The following is a 22,125-nucleotide window of genomic DNA, read 5'->3' as shown; positions in this document are numbered from 1 at the left end:
GCCCGCGGCGCAGCCGGTCTTTGGGCGAGAGCGAGATGAGTTTAGATGGGATCAAAACTCATCTCGCTCTAAGTTTATGTTTTGTCGCGCAGTTTTTCCGAAAAGTGGTCTCCACTTTAGCGGATTGCGCTTTAGAGGTTTTGAACCGCGAATGAACACGAACAAACGCGAATTTAAGGGCGTGTTTCGATCATCGCTTTGGTGGAACCGTCTTGCAGCGTTTTTGCGCCCCTCTTGTTTGCGTTCATTCGTGTTCATTCGCGGTTCCAAACCCTTACACGCTGAGCCAACCGTCACGTAATTTCGTAGCGTCGTTACGAGCTTGATTGCCAAGCCGATACCGCAGGTTGGTATCATCGATCAGGTTGCGGAGAGCGTCCGCCGCAGCGTCGATGTCGGGATCGGCCCACTGTGCCTTCGGGCCGTTATAGCCGGAGGCCGCCGGAACCAGGCGATACGGCACCAGCACCGAATTATCCGGCGTCATGAATTCGAGATTGCCCGACCAGCCGGTGGCCAGAACCGCTTTGCCGGCGGCCATGGCTTCGGCCAGCGGCAGGCCATAACCTTCGCCGCGATGGAGCGAAATCAGGATATCGCAGTCGGCGATCAGTTGAGCCGTCGCATCGCTATCCAGGGTCTGCGCCATAAAGACGATATCGCCGCGGCCACCGGCCAGCGCCTGAAGGGCCTGGAACTGAGGATGGATTTCCGCGCGGCTCAAGGTCTTGATGATCAGCCGGGCATCACCGGGTGTGGGGATGGCCCTCATCCAGGCCTGGATGGCACCTGCCGGGTTCTTGCGGGCGAAGCTGCTGCGCGGGTCGAACAGGGTCAGGGCGGTGACCGCGCCGGCGGTACGTTCGGCAACCGCCGGCACGCGAACGGGTGTCGGTACGACCTTCAGCTTGGCGGCCTCGTTGGGAGGCAAAATGGCAGCAACCGCTTCACGCGCAAAACCGCTTGGCACCCAGATTTCGTGGAACCAGGCTGCCGTTTGGGCCCAAGCCTCAGGGGCGCGGCTTGATTCCCACGCCCAGTAACCGATGCGGTATCGGTCCTGCCAGCCGTCATGTGTGAACAGGGCGATTCGGGCTTCCGGCGGGTTGGCATGGACAAGCCAGACCGGGGCATCGGAGGGCAAGGGGGACGGCCCGCGCGTCAGCAGGCCGCGATCGAACGGACGCAGGTCCTCGCGGAAGACGGTGATGCCCCTGGCTTCCAGGCCATTGGCCACCAGGGCGCCGGCGCGGCCTATGCCGAGGGCCTCTTGGAAAAACCCGGAGATCAGAACTTTGTCGAGCGGAGGCCGTCGGCGCGAATCGGCCACGTGCCAGGCGCTTGACCGGGCGGCGTAACGCAGGCCGAACGCCGTGCGGTGCAGGCCGGCCAGTACGCGTTTCAGAATCGCCATAGAAATAGTCTCGCCAAGCCGTGCACCTTCGCTACTATAGAACAATGACGTCAGACGCAATTTTCGACCTGTTGGCCCTGAACGATGGGCGCAGCCTGGTAATGGCTGGCCAGTATCGGTTGCGTGCGGCGGGCGGATCGGCTGAAGTCGAAATCACCGATATCGCGACCGGCGAACGCAGTGTCGTTTACGCCCATGACGGCCGCGACCTCCATATCACCGTGCCGCCGGGGACGTACCGGATGTGCTTGCGCAGTTCGGCAACGAAGGTCGCCCTGACGCGGCTGGGACTGTTGGAGCGGATCGGAGCCTATGCGGCCAAGACAGTTAGTTTGATCCAAAGCGGCCGGCTGACGAATGTGGTTGTGGCACGGCTGAACCGTCGTGCGGAAGGCGGCATCACCGGCATGGCGGTGGGGAACGTGGCGGGGCAATCCCAGTTGCCGCCCCGGCCCGCGCCGGACCTTGCGCCACCCGATAGGGCCCTGGCGTCGGCTGCAGTATCCATAGTCATCCCGACCAAGATACGGGCGGAGATGTTACGCGCCTGTGTCGACTCCCTGGCGCTGAACCGGACGGTCGCTGCCGAGATCATCATTGTCGACAATGGCGCCGACGGCGACGCCATGATTGCCCTGCTGACCGAACTGTCGGTTCGGCCGGATGTGCGCCTGATCCGCGACGACGGCGATTTCAACTTCTCGCGCCTGTGCAATGCCGGCGCCGCCCTGGCGCGCCATCCGCTGCTGCTGTTTCTCAATGACGACATCGAAGCCCTGGACGGTGACTGGCTGGCGGCCCTGCGCAGCTATGCTGCGCGGTCGGACGTTGGCGCGGTCGGGGCACGGCTGCTCTATGCCGACCGCACCTTGCAGCATGCCGGGGTGGCGTCTAACCTGGTGCCCGGGCCTGGTCATCCCTGGCGCGGTGCGTCGCCCGAGGTCTGGCAAGGCCATCCTTTCCTGGCGCAACCCGGCGAGGTCGATGCTGTGACCGGCGCTTGCCTGATGATCCGCAAGACGATTTTCGATGCCGTCGGCGGCTTTGATGAAGAAGCCTTCGCCGTGACCCTGAACGATGTCGACCTGTGTCTGCGCGTGCGCGAACAGGGCTTAAAAATCATCTACGCGCCGCAAGCAACCCTGCTGCACAAGGAAGGCCAGAGCCGCCGCCGCGACGATGACCCTGCGGAACGCCAGCGCCGCCAGGCCGAGCTTCGTGCCTACGTTTCTCGCCACCCGGAGGCAGCACGCACCTCGGTGTTTTATCCGTCAATCTTGCGACGTGACACTGACCAGGCCCTGCCGGTTTAAAATTACGGCCTTTGTCATGCTTTAGGTTTTGACAGCGGCGGGGGCGCTGGGGCAGAACTCTGTTCGCATTGGCGAAGGCCGAACTTGTTTCAGGGGCAGAATTTATGACGAAAGCCATTCTGGTCGCGGGCGGCGCCGGTTACATCGGATCCCAGACCTGCAAGGTACTGCATCAGGCGGGGTATCTGCCGGTAACACTCGACAACCTGGCCACCGGCTATGCCCAGGCCGTCAAGTGGGGGCCGCTCGTCCAGGCGAGCTTACGCGACCGCGCCGTCATTCTCGATACCATTAAGCAGTACGACATCCAGGCGGCGATCCACTTTGCCGCCTACAGCCTGGTCGGCGAAAGCACACGTAACCCGGCCAAATACTATGACAACAATGTCTCAGCGGCGACCGACTTCGCTGGGACCCTGGTCGAGGGCGGCGTCAAGTCGATGGTGTTTTCGTCAACGGCGGCGACCTATGGCATGCCGCAGACCCGGCTGATCGCCGAAGACCACCCGAAGAACCCGATCAACCCCTACGGCGCCAGCAAGCTGGCCTTCGAACAGGCCCTGCACTGGATGGGCCAGGCGCATGGGCTGAACACTATCGTCCTGCGCTATTTCAACGCTGCCGGTGCCGATCTCGACGGCGAGGTTGGCGAAAGCCATGAGCCTGAAACGCACCTGATCCCGTTGATCTGCAAGGCGGCGCTCGGCAAATCACCACCACTGACCGTGTTCGGGACCGACTACGACACCAAGGACGGTACCTGTATCCGCGACTATATTCACGTCATCGACCTGGCTACCGCCCACGTTGCGGCGATCGAGCGACTGATGGCCGGCGGCGGCAGCGATGCCTTCAATGTCGGCACCGGCGAGGGACTGACGGTGATGGAGGTGATCAAGGCGGCAGAAGAGGCGCTTGGCCGTCCGGTCCCCTACAGCCTCGGGCCGCGCCGTGACGGCGATCCGGAAATCCTGGTGGCAGACGTCAGCAAGATCAAGGCGACACTGGACTGGACGCCGAAGTACAGCGACCTGAAGACGCTGATCGAGTCTGCCGCCAACTGGCAGACCATCCGGCCGTATTAAGCTTCCAGGGCGTCAAGAAGTTGGTTGAAGCGCCCGAGATCGAGCGGCCATTCCGGATCGGCAGGCACATCGAGATAGGCAAGGTTGTGACCCAGCATCTGGCACAGGCCCAGGTGCCAGAGATTGTCGCGTTCGGGCAGGTTCAGTACGCCCAGGCGCGCACCCTTAGGCGCAAAGACAATGTTATGCAAAGCGCTGCCATCTTCACCGACCACAATCCGGGCCGTCTTCATTAGGCAAATCTGTTGGGCGACAGTCAGGGTTTCCGGCGCCACAATACGATAGCCGCGCCGCGCCGCCTCGGCTTCGATGGCGTAAATATTCACGACGCTGCGCCGTGAACTGTGGCCTAGCTGGCGACGGCTAAAGAAGATCTTCTCGCCGATCAGGTTGGGCGGTATTTCGACCGGCCTGCAAGCCGTCATCACCTGAGCAAGGGCAGCGCTCAGCGAGGTCGTCCCCAGCCGAAAACCGGATTTGGACGCCGACGGTATCAGAGCCTGTTCAACGCGGAACAGGCTGGCTGGATGGCGGCGGATTCGGGCTGGATCTATGTCGAACATGTCGAGGAAGTAGCTTGCCCACCCGGGCAGGACCTGGAACAGGATCGGTTCTGTGGTGTGTCCGGCCTGATTCAAGGTCCACAGACGCGGCACGACATCCAAGATCCAGTGGCCGTATATCTCCTGGCCCGGCGCCGACAGGACGATGGCGGACCCGGAAACTGTCTGGTTGCGCACTTTTTGCAGTAACTGGTCGAGATAGCCCGACGATTTGTCAAGAATATCAGCCAGGTTGTGCGTTCGGGCGTGCCAGTCGGCGAAATCGACGCCCCAGCAGATGGGTTCGCCCATCAGGGCTTCGCGGCGAGCAATGTCTATGGGCTGGGCGCAGGCTTCGAAAAAGCCGTAGTCCTCGAAGGTGAAGATGCCGTTGGCGAGATAGCCTGGCGTGCGCATGGCGTGGCGGTAGCTGGTTTCCAGGCGCGCATAGCCGTCGATCGGCAGTAAGGCACCGACATTGTCGGAAGGTGGCGGATTGTCAGCGACGCAGCGGAAGGATACGCGGCGATCGCGGTTCAGGAAATTCCGTCCCCCCAGCGACGCTTCGTCGTGGGCGCCGTCAGCGATGATCGATTCCAGGGTTGTAAAGCTGTAGCCGCTGGTCATGGACGGGCTTTCATGCGGCGGTTGACAACAGCTACTGCATCAGCGCCGACGGATCATAGCCGGCTACGGAGCCATAATAGGCCTGTCTCCCCTGATCCAGCACCAGCAGCTTGTTGCAAACCTTGGTCACAAGGCCGTGGCTGTGGGTGGCCAGGACCATGGCGCGCGAATTTTCCAGCAGGCTGTTCATCCGGTCGGCCGCCTTGTCGTGGAAGGCAGCGTCGCCGGCGCCGATCCATTCGTCCAGCAGCAGCACGTCAGGTTTCAGGGTCGTCGCCACGCTGAACACCAGTCGGGTGCGCATACCGGCGCTGTAGGTCTGGACCGGCAGATCGATGAAGGCGCCCAGTTCCGAAAACTCGATGATCTCCTCCATGTTCTTTTCGATTTCCTTGCGGCCGATACCGCGCATCCGTCCCATGTTGAAAATGTTCTCACGGCCGGTGTGGGCCGCGTCAAGCCCCAGGCCGATATCGATCATGCACGAAATGTCGCCCTTGACGTTCACCGTACCGCGATCGGGCTCATAAATTCCGGCAATGACTTTCAGCAGGGTCGACTTGCCGGCGCCATTGTGACCCATGACGCCGAGGCGGTCGCCTTCGCCCAGGGTGAAGCTGATATTGTGCAGGGCCTGGACATGGATAATGTCCTGGCCGTTCTTCAGCAGTTTGCCGCCGATGACCAGATTGGCCAGGGTATTGCGCAGCGAATTGGCGCGGATGGAATAGATCGGATAGCTAAGCTCGACGCCGCTGACTTCGACAATATCGGACATGGTCGATCCTTGACTTTACTCTAAACCCAGAAGGGGATACGGCGGCGGAACAGGCTGAACACGATCAGCCAGACGATGATCCCACTGACCATGGAACCCAGGGCCAGATACCACATGTGCGGCGAAGCCGTCTCACCCAGCAACGGGGCGCGCATGATTTCCAGCAAGCCGTAATAGGGGTTAACCTGCGTCAGGATGCTGCTGCCACGCAGGGAGTCGGGCCGCCAAAAGATCGGCGTGAGGAAAAACAGAAGCTGGTTGACATAGGGCAGCATGAAACGCAGGTCACGGAAACGCGACGCGACGATGCCGAAGACGGAGCCCCAGGTCAGGCCGGTCATAATCACGACCGGAAAGCCCAGGATTACGCTCCAGTGCGGAACTACGGCTGCGCCGATCATCACCATAACCACATAGAAGACCACAACGTTGTTCAGGAAAAGAAAGACTTCCTTCGCCATCGTCTCGAGCATGTAATAAGTGAACGGATAGGCATGGTTCTTGATGTCGCCGCCGTGTCGAAGGAAAATTTCGGTGCCGTCGATCAGGATGAAGCTGACCAGTCCGAAGCACAGTATACCGCCCATGATATAGGGCAGGACTTCCTTCAGGTCCTGACCCATCATCTCGCCGAACACCAGCGCCAGACAGATCGAGGTCACAACCATTCCTCCAGAGATCCAAAACGGCCCCATGAAGGTCCGGCGGTATCTGGCGGTGAGTTCGTGATAGGCTTGATAGAACCAGACCCGGTAGAGGCCAAGTCCCTTACGCAGGTCGGTAAAAGTCTTGTTCATTCGTATGTCTAACCACTTGCTGCGTGACGGGCCGCAAAAATTGCACGGCCTGTGCCCGCCGAAACGCTGCGGGACGTGAACTGCTTCTACAGCAAAAAGCCACCGGCGCAAGCCACGGCCCAAGCTGCGGTTTCATTAGTTTCAGGTTTTCTTCGCAGTTGCAATATGAAAACCCGAAGCAAAGCTGGCGGGTTACTCCGCCGGTACGGCATCCGTTTCAGCGGCCGCCACAGAGGCCCCGATATGCTTGAAGACGTTCAGATATTCCCGGGCCATGTCGTCGGCGGTGAGGACGGCAGGGATGCCGTTGACCAGGGCGCTGTGCACGCTTGCCGAGGCGCCTTTCTCGATCACCGCCATCAGATCGGCGGGATCGTTGAAGGCGAAATGCAGGCCGCTGACATTGTTGATGACCTTCTCGGCCATGCCGCCGATGCCGGTGCAGATCAGCGGGCGCTTGACGGCATAGGCTTCCTGGATGACGACGGGGGAGTTTTCCCACCAACGACTGGGCATCAGGATGTAGTCGCAGTTCTCCATCAGGCTGTTGACGGAACTGTTGTTGTAGGCGCCGAGATACGACAGGAAGTCATAGGCTTCGAGCGCGTCTTCGAACTTTTTCACGAAGCTGTCCGACTGGCCGATCAGGTTGCCATGAATCAATATGCGGATCCCGGCCGCCAGATCGGGCTTTTTCGAGATCAGTTCGCAGGCCTGGAGGATGATGTCGACGCCCTTGAACGGGTTAATCTGGCCAAAGAAGCCGAACTTCCAGATGTGGTTTTCGGCGTGGCTTGCGAGGTGGGGGGGATGCAGGTGCATCAGCCCGTTCTCGATGACGTTCATGCGGTCGCGCTCAAGCCCCCACGCGACGAAACGGTCGGCCAGGAAGTGACTGGGAGAGACGAAGGCGTCTGCCAAAGTCAGGCTGTCGAGGAAGTTCTGCTTGCGGAGGGCGAACTGCTGCGAGCTGTACTCGGGGAAGCAGGCGCCGCAGGCATTAGGCGAACTGGCGCTGCACAGGATCTGGGCTGGCCGGGTGATCATCTGGCCGTGATTATGGCAGATGGACAGGAATTCGTGGATGGTAAAGACGACGCTGGCTTCCTGGGCTGCCTCTTTGAAGGCCGCCAGACCCATATTGAAAAAGTGGTGGAAGTTGAGCAGGTCGATGTCCAGCTCACGGATCAGGGTCATCAGTTGAATGCCGACTTCGCCCGACGCCAGATGATAGAAGTGGTCGTAGATGTGGGGATCGTAATACAGGGCATATTCGTTGGGCCCTAATTCGATCTTGCCGCGCTGGCTTTGCTGGCAGGCCCCGATGAAAACAGCGTCATATCCCAGGCGGCGCAGGCCATGAAAAAGGGTGTAGGCGGCAATTTCAGCCCCGCCCTTGCTGATCGAGGGATGGCTGTGGCTGACGACAGCAATACGTTGCGAGGCCTTTGGTTTAGGTCTGGGCTCGGTGGCCGGGGCATCCGGTGCAGTCATAACTGGACCGCTGTGGACGGTGACCGGCGAAGCTGGTCCCGTCTGCACTGGCTCAATCTGCACTGGCTCAATCTGCACTGGCTCAATCTGCACTGGCTCAATCTGCGCTGTCTCAATCTGAACTGGGGCAGTCTGTACGGAAATCGGCAGGTTGGTGACGGCCGGTTTGGCGACGGCCGAATTCGGGACGGTCTGGCTGGTGAATTTGGCGGTGGACTTGGGCTTTTTCACGATTAGCTCTCGAACCGGCTGTTGATGGCATGCAGAAGTGGGGAGGGTGACGGGAAGAACAAAGCGCTGGCGGCGCCGGGAACGCGCCTGGCCAGGGTCAGTAGTTTGCTGGCCGGAGGCAGGCTTTCCAGTCCCCCCGCCGGGGTATCGGTCCGGTCGAGATAGGCCTTAATGCCGACGACATTCCACGCAAAACAGCTAAAGCTCGCCTCGCCCGCCGCTGTCGGTTGGACGGGGTTGCCAACGTCGAAAAAGGTCAGGCCCTCGCGCGCCTGACTGACGGCACGCCACCCGGCGGCCGACAGATGGGTGCCGCTGGCGACATAGGCGAAGGTCTTGGCCTGAACGTGCTTTTCGAGCACGGCCGGGACAGCGTAGGACGCCAGCCGAACATCCTCGACAAAAACCAGGCTGACCGGATGATCGGTGCAGCGCTTTAGTTCGTTAAAGTGGAAGACCGCCGTTGCCCGAAATTCGTCCGAACTGGCGAGGATAACGATGCCGGTGTCGTTCGGCAGACTGTTCACGTGCTCGCGAATGCCGGCAAACATCAGGAAGATATCCGACTGGCTTCGCGGGGTGGCGAAGACGACGGCGTGGGCCGCCGTCTGGGCCTGAAGCACCGTGATGGTGCGCGCCCTCTGCTTATCAAGCCGGCGCAGGGCCTTGGCCATGCGCGGGAAAAACGGTTCGGCCATGATGGTCGGATAGATGGTCTGCAGCCGGGTAGCGCCACCAGAATGGCTGATCTTGCGGACCTGCTTGGGGCTAATCTGGAAGTTCAGCGCCGTTCGGTCGTTGTAGACGATCTTCAGACGCAGGTCGTTGATATCGGTATCTTCGATATCGCCCTCGAAAAAGGCCGAGAACCCGGCCCGTTGCAGGACATCATCGCCATTGGGCAGGACACTCGACAGGTCGGGGCGCGGCTTGAAGGTAATAACCGCCGGATCGCACGACATGACTGTCTGCCCGGCGCGTAAATGCAGAGTGTCGAGCTTCTTGGTCGGGCTGACCGCCCAGCCGGTGACGAAACAGCCGAATTTCGCAATGACCTGAACGTCTTCGACTGCCATGCGCTCGGGGCTGTAGTCTTCCGGTAAAATGTCCCAGGATTGCGAGTTGGCGACGAGGTGCTGTAGCCCCAGGTTGTGTTTCGACTTGGCGCTTTGCCAGTGGGGCCGGGCGTAAGAGATCAGGGTTGTCTTGGGAACGATATTGATAGGGTTGACGGCGCGCAGGTGGCGGCCGGTGCCGATCTGGATAAAAAATATCGGCGCTGTATCGGTCGAGGGCTGCCAGTCGGTCTGCAGCACGCCAACGAAACCCGCGGCTTCGGGAGGCAGGTCAGGACGGGTAAACAGGGTGTAGGCAAGACCTGCGGCGTATTTGGCGTCGTCCTGAATGATGACCGGGCGGTCAACCAAGTCGTCACGCTGCATCCAGCCAATGACCCAGATCAGGTTGTTTTCGTCGCGCGCAATGGCCTCAATGAAACCGACGCACGAATCGGCACGCACGGGGATACCGTACAGGCTATGAGCCTCGCCCTCGAGGGCTGAGAGCCGGCCCATCAGGGCCAGATCGGCGCCGGTTTCCGGTTCCTCCTGAAAGGTTTCGGGCGTTTCGGCAGGTTGGGTGGAATTGGTGAATTTGAGCGTAAAGCCGGAGTTTTCCGGACGGACGGCAAAGACGACCTCCGGATTGATTTCCTGATAACTGCGCGCCTTGGCAAGGGTCTCGCCCTCGAAAGCGTAGCCGGGCAGACCGGAACATTTGAAGGCATTGAGGACATCAGGACGTGGCAGGCTCGTCTCGCAGGTCCCAAGCAACATCGAGTCGGCCCAGAATTCCAGGACGACCGGCGCGTCGGAGTCATTGAGGTTCAGTGCCCAGCCATTGATCGTACTGTTGAGGTCGAAGTAATCGACGCGGCCTTCATACCGCACAATGTCAGGTTTGGGCGTTTCGACCTCGGGCTCGATTGGGGCGTCGACCTGGCTCTCAACGGGAGCCTCGACCAGCGGCGTTTCCACCTTCGGCGTCAGGATGCCGGCAATGGAGTTGTTTTCATAAAAGATCTCTGGCTCGTACTCGTTTTCCGGCGTCGCAGGAGAATTCATGTCCAACTCGTGTCAAATGTCATTTGGATCAAAATGCGTAAACGGCGCCGCCCCCCGGCTGGCTGATCGCCTAGCAAACTTCGGTTTATAATAGACAATTTTCTTTGCCACAAGGCAAGGACCATCGTTATTGTGCCGTGCAGCATGGGTTATTCGCAGACTCGCCAGCCTTTTACCGACCTTTGGTCCGAAAAATGCGGCCGATCCAGACTCTCAGAGCACCAGAAACAGGATTGCCATACGCAGGAGCCTCTGGCACTGAGCGGGAGCCGCATGCAGGGCGCCGCCTTCGCGGCCGCGCGGCAGGGACAGGTATCATGCTATCTCGCATCAAGGGGTTCTTGCTTGGGCGCAACACCATGCATTTCACCTTTGCCATCTTGGTCATCATCTACGGAATTTGTTTCGAAATCCCCGGTTGGGAGAGCCAGTATCTGTTCCATACACTGCGCGATCCGCCACCCCTGTTCTGGTGGCCGGTGCGAACCCAGGTGGTGATGTTCGGGCTGATCGGCTTCAATCTGTTTCTCTTTGTGTTGAGCCGCACCCAGTGGCGCGAACGTTTGCGCTATTGGGCCGAGGGTCTGCTGGCGATCGGGCTCGTGGCCATGGTTGCGGCGATTGCCATAAACACGACCTCGGGGGTCGCCATCTACACGGACCGGGCCGAGAGCACGCTTTTGACCTTTAAGGGGTATGAAAACGAAAGCCTCCGCTATCGTGATGTTCGCTTCGTCACGCTGGGCTGCAAGATCGTCAATACGCGTGGCGCCGAAGCGACCAGGGTCTTCTACGCCCTTCACGGCGAACATGGTGCCGTCGTCAATCTCGAACAGGGGTTGGACAAGCGAACGCCGGACGCCAACTGGCTGAGGGCTGTCCATGCGGCCGATGCGGCTATTCCCGGCACCACGATTCGCCGCGAACTGACGCCGCTGCCCGATTCCGCCGGGCAATACAAGCGCTGTATCGACCGCTTCCGCCAAGACCAAGCCGAAGGCGACAAGGCCCTGGTCACCGAGATTTTTGAACGTCCGGAGGTAATCGGCCTGTTGTAGAGCAGGCCGATCCTTCCGGGCGTCAGGCCGCGGACACCACGAACAGGCGGGCCGCACGGCCGCCCTCGCACACGAATTCCGTGCGCAGGTCGAGGAAGATCAGCATGTCCAGGCTGCACTTGTTGGCCGGCAGTTCGGCCAGGTTCTCGGAACCGCGGGCGTAGTCGGCCTGGTTCGAGCCTTCAGCCACCCGGACAATACCAGAGGCCGAGGAGATGGCGACGAAGGGCACCTCCAACTCCGCCAGCAGTTCACCGCGCTTGGCGGCCAGTTCGCTGAGGTTTATGGTCCGCGTCGTTACCTTGGTGGCACGGGTGCTATAGATCGAAAACAGCCGTTCGGCCTCGGCCTCGGCCGGGATTATCTCGGTCTTGCCCCGGCGCAGCGAACGGGTGAAGAAACCGACGCTGGCCACATATTTCAGGAAGTCGGCATCGGCCTTGGACAGCCAGCCGGTAGACAGCATCCAGTCGATCGAGGCCGGCGAGTGACCGGCGGCGGGCGCGTCGGCAGAACCGGACGGCGCGGAGGCGCCATAGGCCGCGACCGCGTCGACGACGACGGAATTGCCCTGTTTCAGGAACAGATCGCTGTTTTCGAGGCTGACAATTACGCTGGGCAGGGCATCGCGATTGGGCAGGCTGATGTCGAAGTTGAAGCCGACGAAGCCTTCGTCCATGCCGGCATCGGCCAGGTCCTGACGGAACAGGCCGACCTCACCGGCGCCGACGCACTGGCCGGCGACAAAGGCCAGCACGCGCTTGCCCTTAAGGCTGCCCTGTTCGCTGTAAATCCATCCCCCGATCTTGTCGGGGTGAACATTGTCGATTGCGCCTCTGATCATTGCGGTCTTTTTTCTCGGAAATAGCAGGGTGGAAGATGCAAGCTCACTGATGGGGCGCCATACAATCCAAATTGGCGGCGAGATCAACAAAAATGATGTCGCGCTACGCAAAGGAGAAACGAACTATGACCGTTCCGACGCGGCCCCGACCTAACTATAAGCGCAGCCAGTGGAATTTGACAATGCCTGCGCGAAGAGACCGCAGCGAAGACGGTTCAGAAGGTGCGTCTTTGACCGGGAAGGGCCGTGCCGGCAGCCGGCAGGGCGGTTATCGTCGAGAGCGTGCCAACGACGGAGTCCGGCTGTTTCAGGAACAGATCGCTGTTTTCCAGGCTGACAACCACGCTGGGTAACCTGTCCCGGCTGGGGAGGCTGATGTCGAAATGAAAACCGACAAAGCCTTCATCGAGGCCGGCATCGGCCAAATCCTGGCGAAAAAGGCCGATTTCACCCGAACCGATACATTGATTGCCGACAAAGGCCAGAACGCGTCGGCCGCGAAGACTACCGATTTCGCTGTAGATCCAGCCCCCGATCTTGTCGGGGTGAATGCTGTCAATAGCGCCTCTTATCATGGGAAGAAACTCAAAGAGTGGGTTGAAAATGCGAAGTTAGCGGTGACGTCCCAATTCAATCCATTTTCGCAGTCAAATCAACGAAAATGATGCCGCAATGCACAATGGTGTTGCCAAGTGTTGCCGCGGTGACGCAGCCCGAAACCACCAGGAATTGATGCCCCGGAAACAACAACGGCCGCGTCGGAAAAACGCGGCCGTTTCGCAGAAAAATCCTTTGGTCAGGCGCTGGCGATCTTGAGCAGGAAGGGCTTGGCCTGGAGGCCGTTGTTCTCGAGGAAGGTGACATAGTTGCGGGCGCGTTCGGCGCGGAACGTATCATAGGCCTCGCCGTCGAACCGGATCAGCTTTTTGAGGCTGGTGCGGGTAATCGGTTCCTTTTCCAGCTCAGCCAGGGTCAAAACGGGTACACCTGTCTGGCGGCACATTTCCTCGGTGCGCGAATCGATGGCGACGACGCAACCCATTTTTTCGGCCTGGATGGCCAGTTGGGTGCCGTGGTAGCGCGGCCCGATCGTCAGATCATAGCGCGTCAGCGAATCCATCCATGCCGGCACGTCGTAGAAGGAGCGGGCATAGGTGCGACACCAGGCTTTGAACTCGTCCAGGGTATAGTGCGGCACCGTGTGGACGCGGATACGGTCCAGGATGACCGGATCGACCTCTTCGAACAGGGCGCGCGAGATCTTGATCATGTCGCTCATTGACTGGACGACGTACTGCCCAATGGCGGCTGAATCCATCATCAGTGAGATGAGCTGCTGCTCGACCAGGCGAACCTTGCCCCACGACTGGTGGCCGGCACAAACCGACAGGGAGCGTGGAATCTTGATCTTCTTCCAGGCGCTTTCGATAGCCTTGCCCAGCTTGACATTGGGGGAGATGAAATGGGTCGGGCAGCCGCCGACGACCGTATCCTCGAAGCCGAAGCGAGCGAGTTGGCGCGAGGTAAAGGGGCCACGGGTATAGATATTGGAGGTCGAACCGAAGCGGCGGGCGTTGATGGCTTTCACCCAGTTGACCGTGCCTTCGGTCGGCGTGACGTCGTGCTCCATGCTGTCGGCCTGGGCGCCCAGACCGATCGACAGGATCGGCACTTCGATCTTTTCGAAGCTTTCGGCCAGGCCACCGAGATCTGTGTGCTTGCCGAACTGGTTGGCGCTGGGGATGACAACGGCATCGTAGGTATTCAGCTTCTCGGCCTTGGCGTGCCACGGCTCGTAGACGATCCGGGCATCGATCTGGTTGGCAATGGCATAGACAAACGCCAGATTGCCATTGTTATGGCCGATCCCCGCGTAGAGTTTATCGAACTTCTTATTTGAATAGAGACCGAGGTCCTTTGATTCCCAAAGCAGAGCAATCTTCTTTTTCATAAATCATCCTGAAAGTTTTCGCCGGTGAGCAGATAATCGGGCGCTGTCGTGGGGAAAAGCCTGCCGCCAGGCCATTTTGAGCATGGGCGGCAAAGCCTGGTTTAAAGCCTATGGGGGACACCGTTTTTTGTCAAATACTTGCGCATGGTGTCGTATTTTTCCGTGAAGCTCGCGGCAAAGCGGCTCCAGGCCTCACGCTTGTAGAAATCACGCCACGAGGCGTTCTTCAATTCGCTTTCGGGGATCAGCGGAATGTTGAGCGTTTGCGCCAGCTCGGCGCTGCGCTCGTCGTAATCAACCAGCATGGCAGGTATGCCGTTGGCCAGGGCCGGCAGGATGCCGTGGACGCGGTAACCGATGGCGAAGTCCTGGGTGACAATAAAGTCGTCATACTGCGCCACGGTGGTGTTGAAGAACATCCGCGTGCGATAAATGTCTTCCATCTGGAAAATAGTGGATTCCTGGAACCAGTCTTCTTCGAAGAGGGTTTCACGTGCCTGGAGTTCGCGGTCGCGGTCGCGGAAGAAGTAGGCCTTCTCCTCGCGCTCTCCGTGCAGGGTGACCGTCATCTGGCTTTCCTGGTCAAGGCGCAGCATAAAGGCGCGTTGCAGTCCGAGATAGGTTTCCAGGTCGCGGCAGTAGTTGCCGCCGGTTTCACGGCGCAGGCTGAAGGCGATGCGACGGATATCGGCCTGGTGTTTCAGGTCCAGAGTCAGATTGCGGTCGCGGCGGCGAAACAGCGACGGGCAGCCGACGACCTCGACGTTCTTAATGCCGTTGTGCGCCAGGACCTCGGCCGAATAGATGCCGCGCACACCGATCGAGCCGCATTTGTCAGCAATGGCGGCCCACACGCGCTGGCCTTCCGGCGGCAGGTTGATCGGGCGACGGGTTTCGGCCTGGGCGCCGACGCCGATGGCGAAGACAGGGATATCCAGGCGTTCGATCAGGTCGCCTGCCCGTGCCCAGTCCATGTATTCGTGAATGAAGTTCGAGCCACGCAGGAAGGCGAAGTCGAACTCGGTATTGTAGCGATCGACGTCGTGATCGTTGAAATCGACGATATTGGCGACCTCGATCTCATCGAAATCAAGCAATTTCAGCGTCGAATCGTAGACCATCAGGTCGCCGATATTGGAATAGGTGTCGATGATCTGGGACACCGGCCAGTCGTGCATACGCACCTTGTCGTGATCGTAACGGTGTCCGGCCGGAATCAACACCAGGGCCCGTGCCTTGCGTTTGCGGGGCAGGGGGCGCGAGGCCGAATGACCGATAGGCTCACCCGTCGCGGCCATGACCAGCCGCAGGCGGGGACGGTCGAAGCCCTCGCCAAGGCGGTAGGGCAGCTGTATGTCGATCGAGAGGACGCCGCCAACCTCCTGGACGGCGTGGGCGTGGGCCAGCGGAAACAGGCGCGCCCACGGGGCCTCATCAACAAACAGATCGACTCCGCCTTCCAGAACAGCAGAGTCGGCGCGCAATCCGGTCAAGACGACCTTTTCGACGGTCAACTGGTCGATCCAGAATTCAGACATGCGTCAAAGGCCCGAGTAATATGACTTGCGAGCGGACTGCGCCGCCGGTTCAGGTCCGATATATCAGAGCGCGTAATATGACAAGTCCGTTCGCGCATGCACAATCCTGCGCCGATTTCCCCTAGACTCGCAGGGGTGGCTTTTATATGGTGCCCGGCATCGTTTAAGCAGGCTATCGCTAAGGAGCTGATTTTGAGGAAGAAAATTGCGTTTCTGTGGAAAATTGAAGATCTGGGGCTCTATTCCAACCAGCCATTTGACTTCCTTAACACCGCTATCGGTCACAACAACGGCAACCTGGCCTTCGTTTATGCCATCTCGCATCAGATCGATGCCGACTTCCACTGGACGTCGTGGGCAACCAAGGCCGAAGACCTGAACAAGTACGACGCCATCGTCATTCCCTGCGCCAACCAGTTCGGCAAGCACACCGACCTGACCGGCGCCGCCGCCATCATCGAAGCCGTCGACAAGCCGGTTATCGCCATAGGTCTGGGCGCCCAGGCCGACAACATGGAGGCCGAGGTCAACCCCAAGGAGGGCACAGTGGCCTGGGTCCGGGCCCTGACCAAGAAGCGCTTCGGTTCGACGTCCAACATCTATACCCGCGGCCCCTTCACGTCACAGCAGCTGGCGCGTTTCGGCGTCGACGACACCATAGTCGGCGGCTGCCCGACCCACTTCATTTCGAAAGACGTCAACCTGGGCAAAACCATCCAGGCCGACTGGGATTCCATCCCGGTACCGCGTTCGGTTTCGGTTTGCGGTGGCCACCAGTCGTGGACCGACATCCGTCCGATCGAGCAGCAACTGATCGCCCTGATGATGGATCCGACAGCGTTTGGTCAGTACGTCGTCCAGTCGATGACAGAGATGATCAAGATTTCGCGTGGCCTGTTCGACGACATGGATCAGAGCACGCTGGACAAGATCCGCCAGCACACCGTGCCGCACTACACGATGGACGAGTTCAAGTCCTGGTGTCGCACCTACGCCCGGTCGTTCTACGATATCCCGGCATGGATGGACTCGTTGACCCGCTACGACCTGACCATAGGGCCGCGCTATCACGGTACCCAGTTGGCGATCCAGGCCGGCAAGATGGGCTGCGTCGTCGCCATTGACTCGCGCACCGAGGAAATGTGCCGCCAGACCGGCGTACCCGTTTTGACCAAGGGCGAACTGGCCGACAAGCACCTGACGCGCAGCAATCTGAAGAAGCTGATTAAGTTCGACGGCGACGCCTATGACGCCGACCGCCGTGAACGGGCGCAAAACTACGTCACCTTCCTGCGCAACAACGGCCTGGAGCCGGTCGAACACGTGCGAAAGATTGCCGCAGAGTAAGGCATAAAGCGCCCCGGACGTTTTCGTTCGGGGCGTCCTCACTGCCGGATTGGCGGTCGCGAGCAGGGACATGATTTCAGACTACAATCTAGAAAAAATCTACACCGTTTTTGACGAGGAGGCCTATGTCTTCGTCACCGGCTGGACAACGTTGGACGAGTTGCCCTTTTCCGTCCTGCGCTTCACGGAAACCGGCGCGACCTTAAAGCTGGACGGTATCGCCTACCACGACCGCGAGGACGTCGTCGATTATCTGCTGGGCTTCGGCCTGTCGCCGGACGCACGCGGTTTTGTCGCCCGCTGCAGCATCACGTTCGGCGACGACCTGCGTCCGACCTCGGGCTTCAGCCGCGGCCGTGTCGCGATTGACGGCAGTGACAGCACCTTCGAGGTCGAGGTCCAAAAACTGGACCGAAAGAAGGTCAATGAGCTCCCGTTTCACCGTTTGGTGGCCGAACAGATCGGCAGCCTGATGGCGACCTCCCCACTGGAACAGTTCCTGCTCAAGGCCATGGCCGGTGGCGAACTGCACAGCGGTCCTGCCTCCATCCACCTCGATGCCGTCGGCCTTTTCGACGGCGTTATGACGATTATCGACGGCTGGTGTCCCGACGTCAGCCTGCAGAAGCTGTCCCTGTGCAATCTCGACGATTTCAGTCTCCATGAGTTGACGGTCTATGCCAAGCCCCGGCCGGACGTCTCGACCCACCTGAAGGCGCTGGGACTGTCGCTCAAGACCAATACCCATGGCTTTATCGCCTGGACGCGTCTTAACGAGATGAGCGGCAACTACGTTGTCATCGCAGATGGTCCCGATGGCGTGTTCGCCACGCCGCTGAACCTGGAAGGGCGCGGCAATACCAGTGCGCTGGGCCTGGACCTGGCCGGCCACGTCGTGCGCCAGATCTGCGAAGAGCGTCCGGACGACCTCGCCTGGTTCTTCGATGCCACCGACTCGCCGTTGCGTCAGCGCAAGGATATCCAGCAGGCCATCGAAAAGGCCGTCATCTACGACCTGGTGCCGGCGACCGAAAAGACAGAAGTGTCGATTGTCGTGCCATTCTACGGTACGGATTTCTTCCTGCTCGACATCGTCGAAATGCAGCAGCGCTCGCCGCAGAACTTCCAGTGGGTGGTTGTGTGCGACGACCGTTCGCTGTTTTCGTCGATGAAGAGGTTCCTGACCCATCATGCCCGCAAGCTGACCAAGCCTGTCAAGCTGGTCCAGACCATGGGCGAGTCCGGTTTCGCCACGGCCAGCAATGTCGGCGCCCACTATGGCGATGGCAACAAGATCCTGTTCATGAACTCGGATGCCTACGTCCGGGACTACGCAACGCTCGTGCGCGGCGTCGAGGTGTTGCGCGAAAAACCCGGTTCGGTGATAGGTTTCACGCTGCTGTTCGAAGACAACACCATCCAGCATCTGGGCATACAGTTCCTCAAGAGCGACAGCTATGCCGGCCTGGTTCTGGCCGACCATATCCGCAAGGGCCTGCACTACCGCCATGACGGCATCAAGGTGCGGCCGGTGACAGCGGTGACCGGGGCGATGATGCTGGTGGACAAGCAGGCGGGTACCGGCATCGAATATTTCGACTCCTCGTTCATCAACGGCGACTTCGAAGACGTCGACCTGTGCCTGCAGCGGCTGAAGGACGGCCATGAGGTCCTGCTGGTCGACGGACCGGGCGTCTACCACCTGGAGCGCCAGTCGATCGGCCTGATGGGCGGTGGCGCGCGCGCCTTCTTTACCCTTAAGAACAGCAAGCTGTTTTCCCACCGATGGGAAGACTTCCTGGCCAGCCGCGGAGACCTGCTGTGAGACTCATCGTTGTCGCCCATTCCCACCCTGATATCACCAAGGGGGGGGCCGAGAACGCAGCCATGGCGCACTTTCAAGCCTTGAAGGCGCAGGGGCATGACTGCCTGTTCGTCGCCCTGACTCCGCATGGCAATATCGGTCATGACGGCCGTTTTGGTGCCTTCCGCGGCCGTGAGGATGAACTGCTGTGGGTGGGGGCTGAGTTCGACGACTTCCGCCTGACCGCGCGCAACTTCCACCAGGTGATGAAGGACATGGACGAGATGATCGGGGATTTCAAACCCGACCTGATCCACTTCCACCACTATTTCGGCATTGGCCTGGACGTGATCCAGGAGATCAAGCAAACCAAGGGCGTCAAGGTTTTCCTGACTCTGCACGAATATGGCGGCATCTGCCACCACTACGGCCAGATGATCAAGACCAGCAACGAGCTGTGCCACGCGTCGTCGCCGTCGGAATGCGCCAAGTGCTTCCCGGGTACCCCCTCGGGCTTCTTCTTCTTGCGCCGCGAACGCATTCTGCGGGCATTGAATTCGCTGGACGGCATCATCTCGCCCAGCGCCTTCCTGGCCAAGCGCTACACTGAGTTCGGCGTCGATGCCCACCGCCTGCACGTGGTCGAGAACCTGGTATCGATGCGCTATGCCGGCGAGAGCGTCGAAGGGAAGCCCCTGGTTGCGGCCTATAGCGAAGAGCGGCCGCTCGTGCTGGGCTATTTCGGCCAGTTCACCCCGTTCAAGGGTGTGGACGTGGTGCTGAGGGCCATGAAACTGTTGCCCGAAACAACGCTGGAGAAAATTCGGGTGGTGTTGTACGGCACGGCCCACGGCCAGGCCAATCTGGATTATTTCGCGTCTCAGTCCGAGACGATTAAAGACCTGTTCCCGACGGTGACCTTAAACGGCGGTTACAAGAGCGAGGACGTGGTCGGTCTGATGCGCGACTGCGACTGGATCGTCATGCCATCGGTATGGTGGGAAAATGCCCCGGTTGTGCTGCAGGAGGCGCGCCTGTCGGGCGTGCCGGCTCTGGTGTCGAACGTCGGCGGCATGGCAGAAAAGGTCGAGAAGGGTGTCCACGGCGAGCATTTCGTTGTCGCCAATCCGGGCAGCCTGGCTTCGCGCCTGACGGGGATCATCACGGGCGATATCCAGGTGACGGTGCCGCAGTTCGACCTCGAAGCCTATAACGGTGGCATCATGGACAAGTTGACAGAGCTATATGGCGCGACAGCCAGCCGTTAGCCGTCACCACTCAGGCCTGAAGGCAGAGGCGCGAACGATCGCGCGAGACAGTCTGGCCTGAATTTAGTATTCTAAATCATGGCACCGTAATGCCGGGAACGCGGCTGGGTCGCGGGCAGCGATCGGTTCCGCCGGCAGATCGAAGCCGCGCTTGGACGTCGGGTCGAGCGGCCGGTGAGGGGAAGGCCGCGCAAGAAACAGGAGGAAGAGGTCAAGGTGGATCATCAGGCGCCGCTGTTGTAAGGTCCGTAATTGTCTCTAACCCCTTTATTCCTCCCTTGGTGCTGTGGCGTATGGTATTTGCGCGGCGCTTTGGCTGGGCTCAAATGCTCCTGCTGTAGCTAAGATTAATAACGGCAACTTTCAGTGCTTTATGGGAAATTGTGCGGGACCATGAAAATAGTAGCCATAAAAATCGCAGCTCTAACGCTTATGGCGTTTTTACAACAGGGTTGTGTTGCAAACTCTTCGCGGCAACCGGGGTGGAATCTGCCAGAAAATCACCAGATTGAAATTTTATCGATTTCGTACGCTGGCCAAGGCATAGGGGACGTAAACGTTGCCGTACAAAATAATTCTATTAACCATTATTGCGTGACATCAGAAGTATATCGTGGAGGGCCCTCGAGACTCATTGTGTCTGACCTAATAACTGCTGAAGGGAATGTAATCGAATATGAAAATGTGGATGCTTTTTTCAAGGAAGATGAAACTATTCAACGGTGGGCACCAAACTCGGTTACGGAGATAACCCTAAAGTATGCAGGGCAATATCAAGGATTAGCTCCCGTAGGGGTTCCACTTAAATTTAGAGTCGTAATCCCTGCGCAAATTTGCTCAAATGATGAGGTGTTGCATTTTTCACCTAATATTGTTTTGGTTTCAGAATTTGTAGACGTAAAATTTTGATCAATTTTAAAATTTTGATCAATTTTATAATGTTGCATTTATGGCGTCAGCGTCCAGCTTTGGCCGTTAGGCTTTGTAATTCCATGGCATGAGCGCGTCGATGTCGCTGTTTGGCCATCCGTTAGCGATACGTGTGAGTGTCTGAGTTAGCCAAGAGGCTGCCACCAAAAAGGGGTCAGACTCATTTATTGACATTTGAGCTTGGTGGCCTAAGCTGGGGCAAACCACTTTGCCATGGAGATTATATCATGCCGCGTGCGCCGCGCCTGACGCTTGCCGGGGAGGCTCACCATGTGATCCAGCGCGGCAACAACAAACAGGCCATATTCTTCTGTGACGCGGACCGGCAAATGTTTCTGGCCGACCTCAGGGATGGGCTAGCCCGTTATGGTTGTGCTCTGCACGCCTATGTCCTGATGACCAACCATATTCACCTGCTTCTCACGCCGGGGCAGGACGACGCTGTCGGTCAGCTTATGCAGTCGTTGGGGCGTCGCTACGTTGGTTACATCAATCGCAGCTACGGCCGGACCGGCACGCTGTGGGAAGGCCGGTTCAAATCGACAATCGTCGATGCTGAAGACTACGTCATGGCCTGCTATCACTATATCGAAGCCAATCCGGTGCGCGCGCACATGGTGGCGCAAGCAACCGACTATCCCTGGTCAAGTTTTGGCGCGAATGGGCATGGATTGGCAAATTCGCTGATCACTCCGCATCAGGTCTATTCCGAGCTTGGCGCGACGCAAGATGCGCGTCAGGCGCGGTACAGGGCGCTATTTGACGAGGGGCTAGGCGAGGAGATAATCACGCTTCTGCGCGATTCCGCCCAACGCGGCTGGGTCGCGGGCAGCGATCGGTTCCGCCGGCAGATCGAAGCCGCGCTTGGACGTCGGGTCGAGCGGCCGGTGAGGGGAAGGCCGCGCAAGAAACAGGAGGAAGAGGTCAAGGTGGATCATCAGGCGCGGCTGTTGTAAGGTCCGTAATTGACTCTGACCCACT

The 22,125-nt window shown here is 59.4% G+C and carries 18 protein-coding genes and 1 pseudogene; 8 read left to right on the top strand and 11 right to left on the bottom strand.

Going from position 1 to position 22,125, the window contains the following annotated elements:
• Nucleotides 1-274 precede the first annotated feature (274 nt).
• The gene (locus tag ABAC402_RS37925) at nt 275-1,414 is read right to left on the bottom strand and encodes a glycosyltransferase (protein WP_023451162.1); all 1,140 of its coding nucleotides are present in this window, start codon (nt 1,412-1,414) and stop codon (nt 275-277) included.
• A gap of 44 nt (nt 1,415-1,458) precedes the next feature.
• Here ABAC402_RS37925 and ABAC402_RS39550 point away from each other — a divergent pair, with 44 nt between their 5' ends.
• Nucleotides 1,459-2,727: a glycosyltransferase family 2 protein gene (locus tag ABAC402_RS39550; RefSeq protein WP_023451161.1), complete on the top strand. Its 1,269-nt coding sequence runs from the start codon at nt 1,459-1,461 to the stop codon at nt 2,725-2,727.
• Nucleotides 2,728-2,831: 104 nt separating this feature from the next.
• Nucleotides 2,832-3,812 (top strand): UDP-glucose 4-epimerase GalE, encoded by a 981-nt coding sequence (gene galE / locus ABAC402_RS37920; RefSeq protein WP_023451160.1) that lies wholly within the window; start codon nt 2,832-2,834, stop codon nt 3,810-3,812.
• Here the strand turns inward: galE and ABAC402_RS37915 are convergent.
• The 5 genes from ABAC402_RS37915 to ABAC402_RS37900 all read right to left on the bottom strand — a co-directional run bounded on the left by ABAC402_RS37915 (nt 3,809) and on the right by ABAC402_RS37900 (nt 10,404).
• Nucleotides 3,809-4,981, bottom strand: a complete 1,173-nt coding sequence (locus ABAC402_RS37915; RefSeq protein ID WP_023451159.1) for a DUF563 domain-containing protein — start codon at nt 4,979-4,981, stop codon at nt 3,809-3,811. The two genes, galE and ABAC402_RS37915, sit on opposite strands and share 4 nt — an antisense overlap.
• A gap of 31 nt (nt 4,982-5,012) precedes the next feature.
• Nucleotides 5,013-5,759, bottom strand: coding sequence for an ABC transporter ATP-binding protein (locus ABAC402_RS37910; protein ID WP_023451158.1), 747 nt, complete (start codon nt 5,757-5,759; stop codon nt 5,013-5,015).
• 20 nt (nt 5,760-5,779) lie between these two features.
• Nucleotides 5,780-6,556, bottom strand: a complete 777-nt coding sequence (locus tag ABAC402_RS37905) for an ABC transporter permease (protein WP_023451157.1) — start codon at nt 6,554-6,556, stop codon at nt 5,780-5,782.
• 192 nt (nt 6,557-6,748) lie between these two features.
• Complete coding sequence (locus tag ABAC402_RS0120970; RefSeq protein WP_023451156.1) at nt 6,749-8,281, bottom strand: glycosyltransferase; 1,533 nt, start codon at nt 8,279-8,281, stop codon at nt 6,749-6,751.
• Between the two features lie 2 nt (nt 8,282-8,283).
• Complete coding sequence (locus ABAC402_RS37900; RefSeq protein WP_023451155.1) at nt 8,284-10,404, bottom strand: hypothetical protein; 2,121 nt, start codon at nt 10,402-10,404, stop codon at nt 8,284-8,286.
• A gap of 317 nt (nt 10,405-10,721) precedes the next feature.
• Between ABAC402_RS37900 and ABAC402_RS37895 the strand changes: the two genes are divergently transcribed.
• Nucleotides 10,722-11,462 (top strand): hypothetical protein, encoded by a 741-nt coding sequence (locus ABAC402_RS37895; RefSeq protein ID WP_155847491.1) that lies wholly within the window; start codon nt 10,722-10,724, stop codon nt 11,460-11,462.
• A 22-nt stretch (nt 11,463-11,484) separates the two neighbouring features.
• Here the strand turns inward: ABAC402_RS37895 and ABAC402_RS37890 are convergent, their stop codons facing one another.
• The 4 genes from ABAC402_RS37890 to ABAC402_RS37875 form a co-directional block, all read right to left on the bottom strand.
• On the bottom strand, nt 11,485-12,306 hold the full coding sequence (locus ABAC402_RS37890) for a hypothetical protein (protein ID WP_023451153.1): 822 nt from the start codon (nt 12,304-12,306) through the stop codon (nt 11,485-11,487).
• Between the two features lie 215 nt (nt 12,307-12,521).
• Nucleotides 12,522-12,881, bottom strand: coding sequence for a hypothetical protein (locus ABAC402_RS37885; protein WP_023451151.1), 360 nt, complete (start codon nt 12,879-12,881; stop codon nt 12,522-12,524).
• A 221-nt stretch (nt 12,882-13,102) separates the two neighbouring features.
• Nucleotides 13,103-14,257, bottom strand: coding sequence for a polysaccharide pyruvyl transferase family protein (locus ABAC402_RS37880; RefSeq protein ID WP_023451150.1), 1,155 nt, complete (start codon nt 14,255-14,257; stop codon nt 13,103-13,105).
• A gap of 101 nt (nt 14,258-14,358) precedes the next feature.
• Nucleotides 14,359-15,795: a polysaccharide pyruvyl transferase family protein gene (locus tag ABAC402_RS37875; protein WP_023451149.1), complete on the bottom strand. Its 1,437-nt coding sequence runs from the start codon at nt 15,793-15,795 to the stop codon at nt 14,359-14,361.
• 192 nt (nt 15,796-15,987) lie between these two features.
• On the opposite strand from ABAC402_RS37875, the gene ABAC402_RS37870 reads away from it, so the two are divergent.
• The 4 genes from ABAC402_RS37870 to ABAC402_RS40385 all read left to right on the top strand — a co-directional run bounded on the left by ABAC402_RS37870 (nt 15,988) and on the right by ABAC402_RS40385 (nt 21,123).
• Complete coding sequence (locus ABAC402_RS37870; protein ID WP_023451148.1) at nt 15,988-17,142, top strand: polysaccharide pyruvyl transferase family protein; 1,155 nt, start codon at nt 15,988-15,990, stop codon at nt 17,140-17,142.
• A gap of 70 nt (nt 17,143-17,212) precedes the next feature.
• Nucleotides 17,213-18,967, top strand: coding sequence for a glycosyltransferase family 2 protein (locus ABAC402_RS37865; RefSeq protein WP_023451147.1), 1,755 nt, complete (start codon nt 17,213-17,215; stop codon nt 18,965-18,967).
• Entirely contained in the window at nt 18,964-20,214 is a 1,251-nt protein-coding gene (locus tag ABAC402_RS37860) for a glycosyltransferase (protein WP_162148549.1), read from the top strand. Before ABAC402_RS37865 ends, ABAC402_RS37860 begins: the two co-directional genes overlap by 4 nt.
• A gap of 393 nt (nt 20,215-20,607) precedes the next feature.
• The gene (locus ABAC402_RS40385; protein WP_155847490.1) at nt 20,608-21,123 is read left to right on the top strand and encodes a hypothetical protein; all 516 of its coding nucleotides are present in this window, start codon (nt 20,608-20,610) and stop codon (nt 21,121-21,123) included.
• A 66-nt stretch (nt 21,124-21,189) separates the two neighbouring features.
• Here ABAC402_RS40385 and ABAC402_RS39935 read toward each other — a convergent pair.
• Nucleotides 21,190-21,279: pseudogene (locus ABAC402_RS39935) on the bottom strand (transposase domain-containing protein); the annotation flags it as partial.
• A 92-nt stretch (nt 21,280-21,371) separates the two neighbouring features.
• Here ABAC402_RS39935 and ABAC402_RS37855 point away from each other — a divergent pair.
• Nucleotides 21,372-22,100, top strand: coding sequence for a transposase (locus ABAC402_RS37855; RefSeq protein WP_023451144.1), 729 nt, complete (start codon nt 21,372-21,374; stop codon nt 22,098-22,100).
• Nucleotides 22,101-22,125: the final 25 nt, after the last annotated feature.

The sequence above is a fragment of the Asticcacaulis sp. AC402 genome (assembly GCF_000495835.1).
Taxonomy (GTDB): domain Bacteria; phylum Pseudomonadota; class Alphaproteobacteria; order Caulobacterales; family Caulobacteraceae; genus Asticcacaulis.
This window is presented reverse-complemented; position numbering and strand designations above follow the sequence as displayed.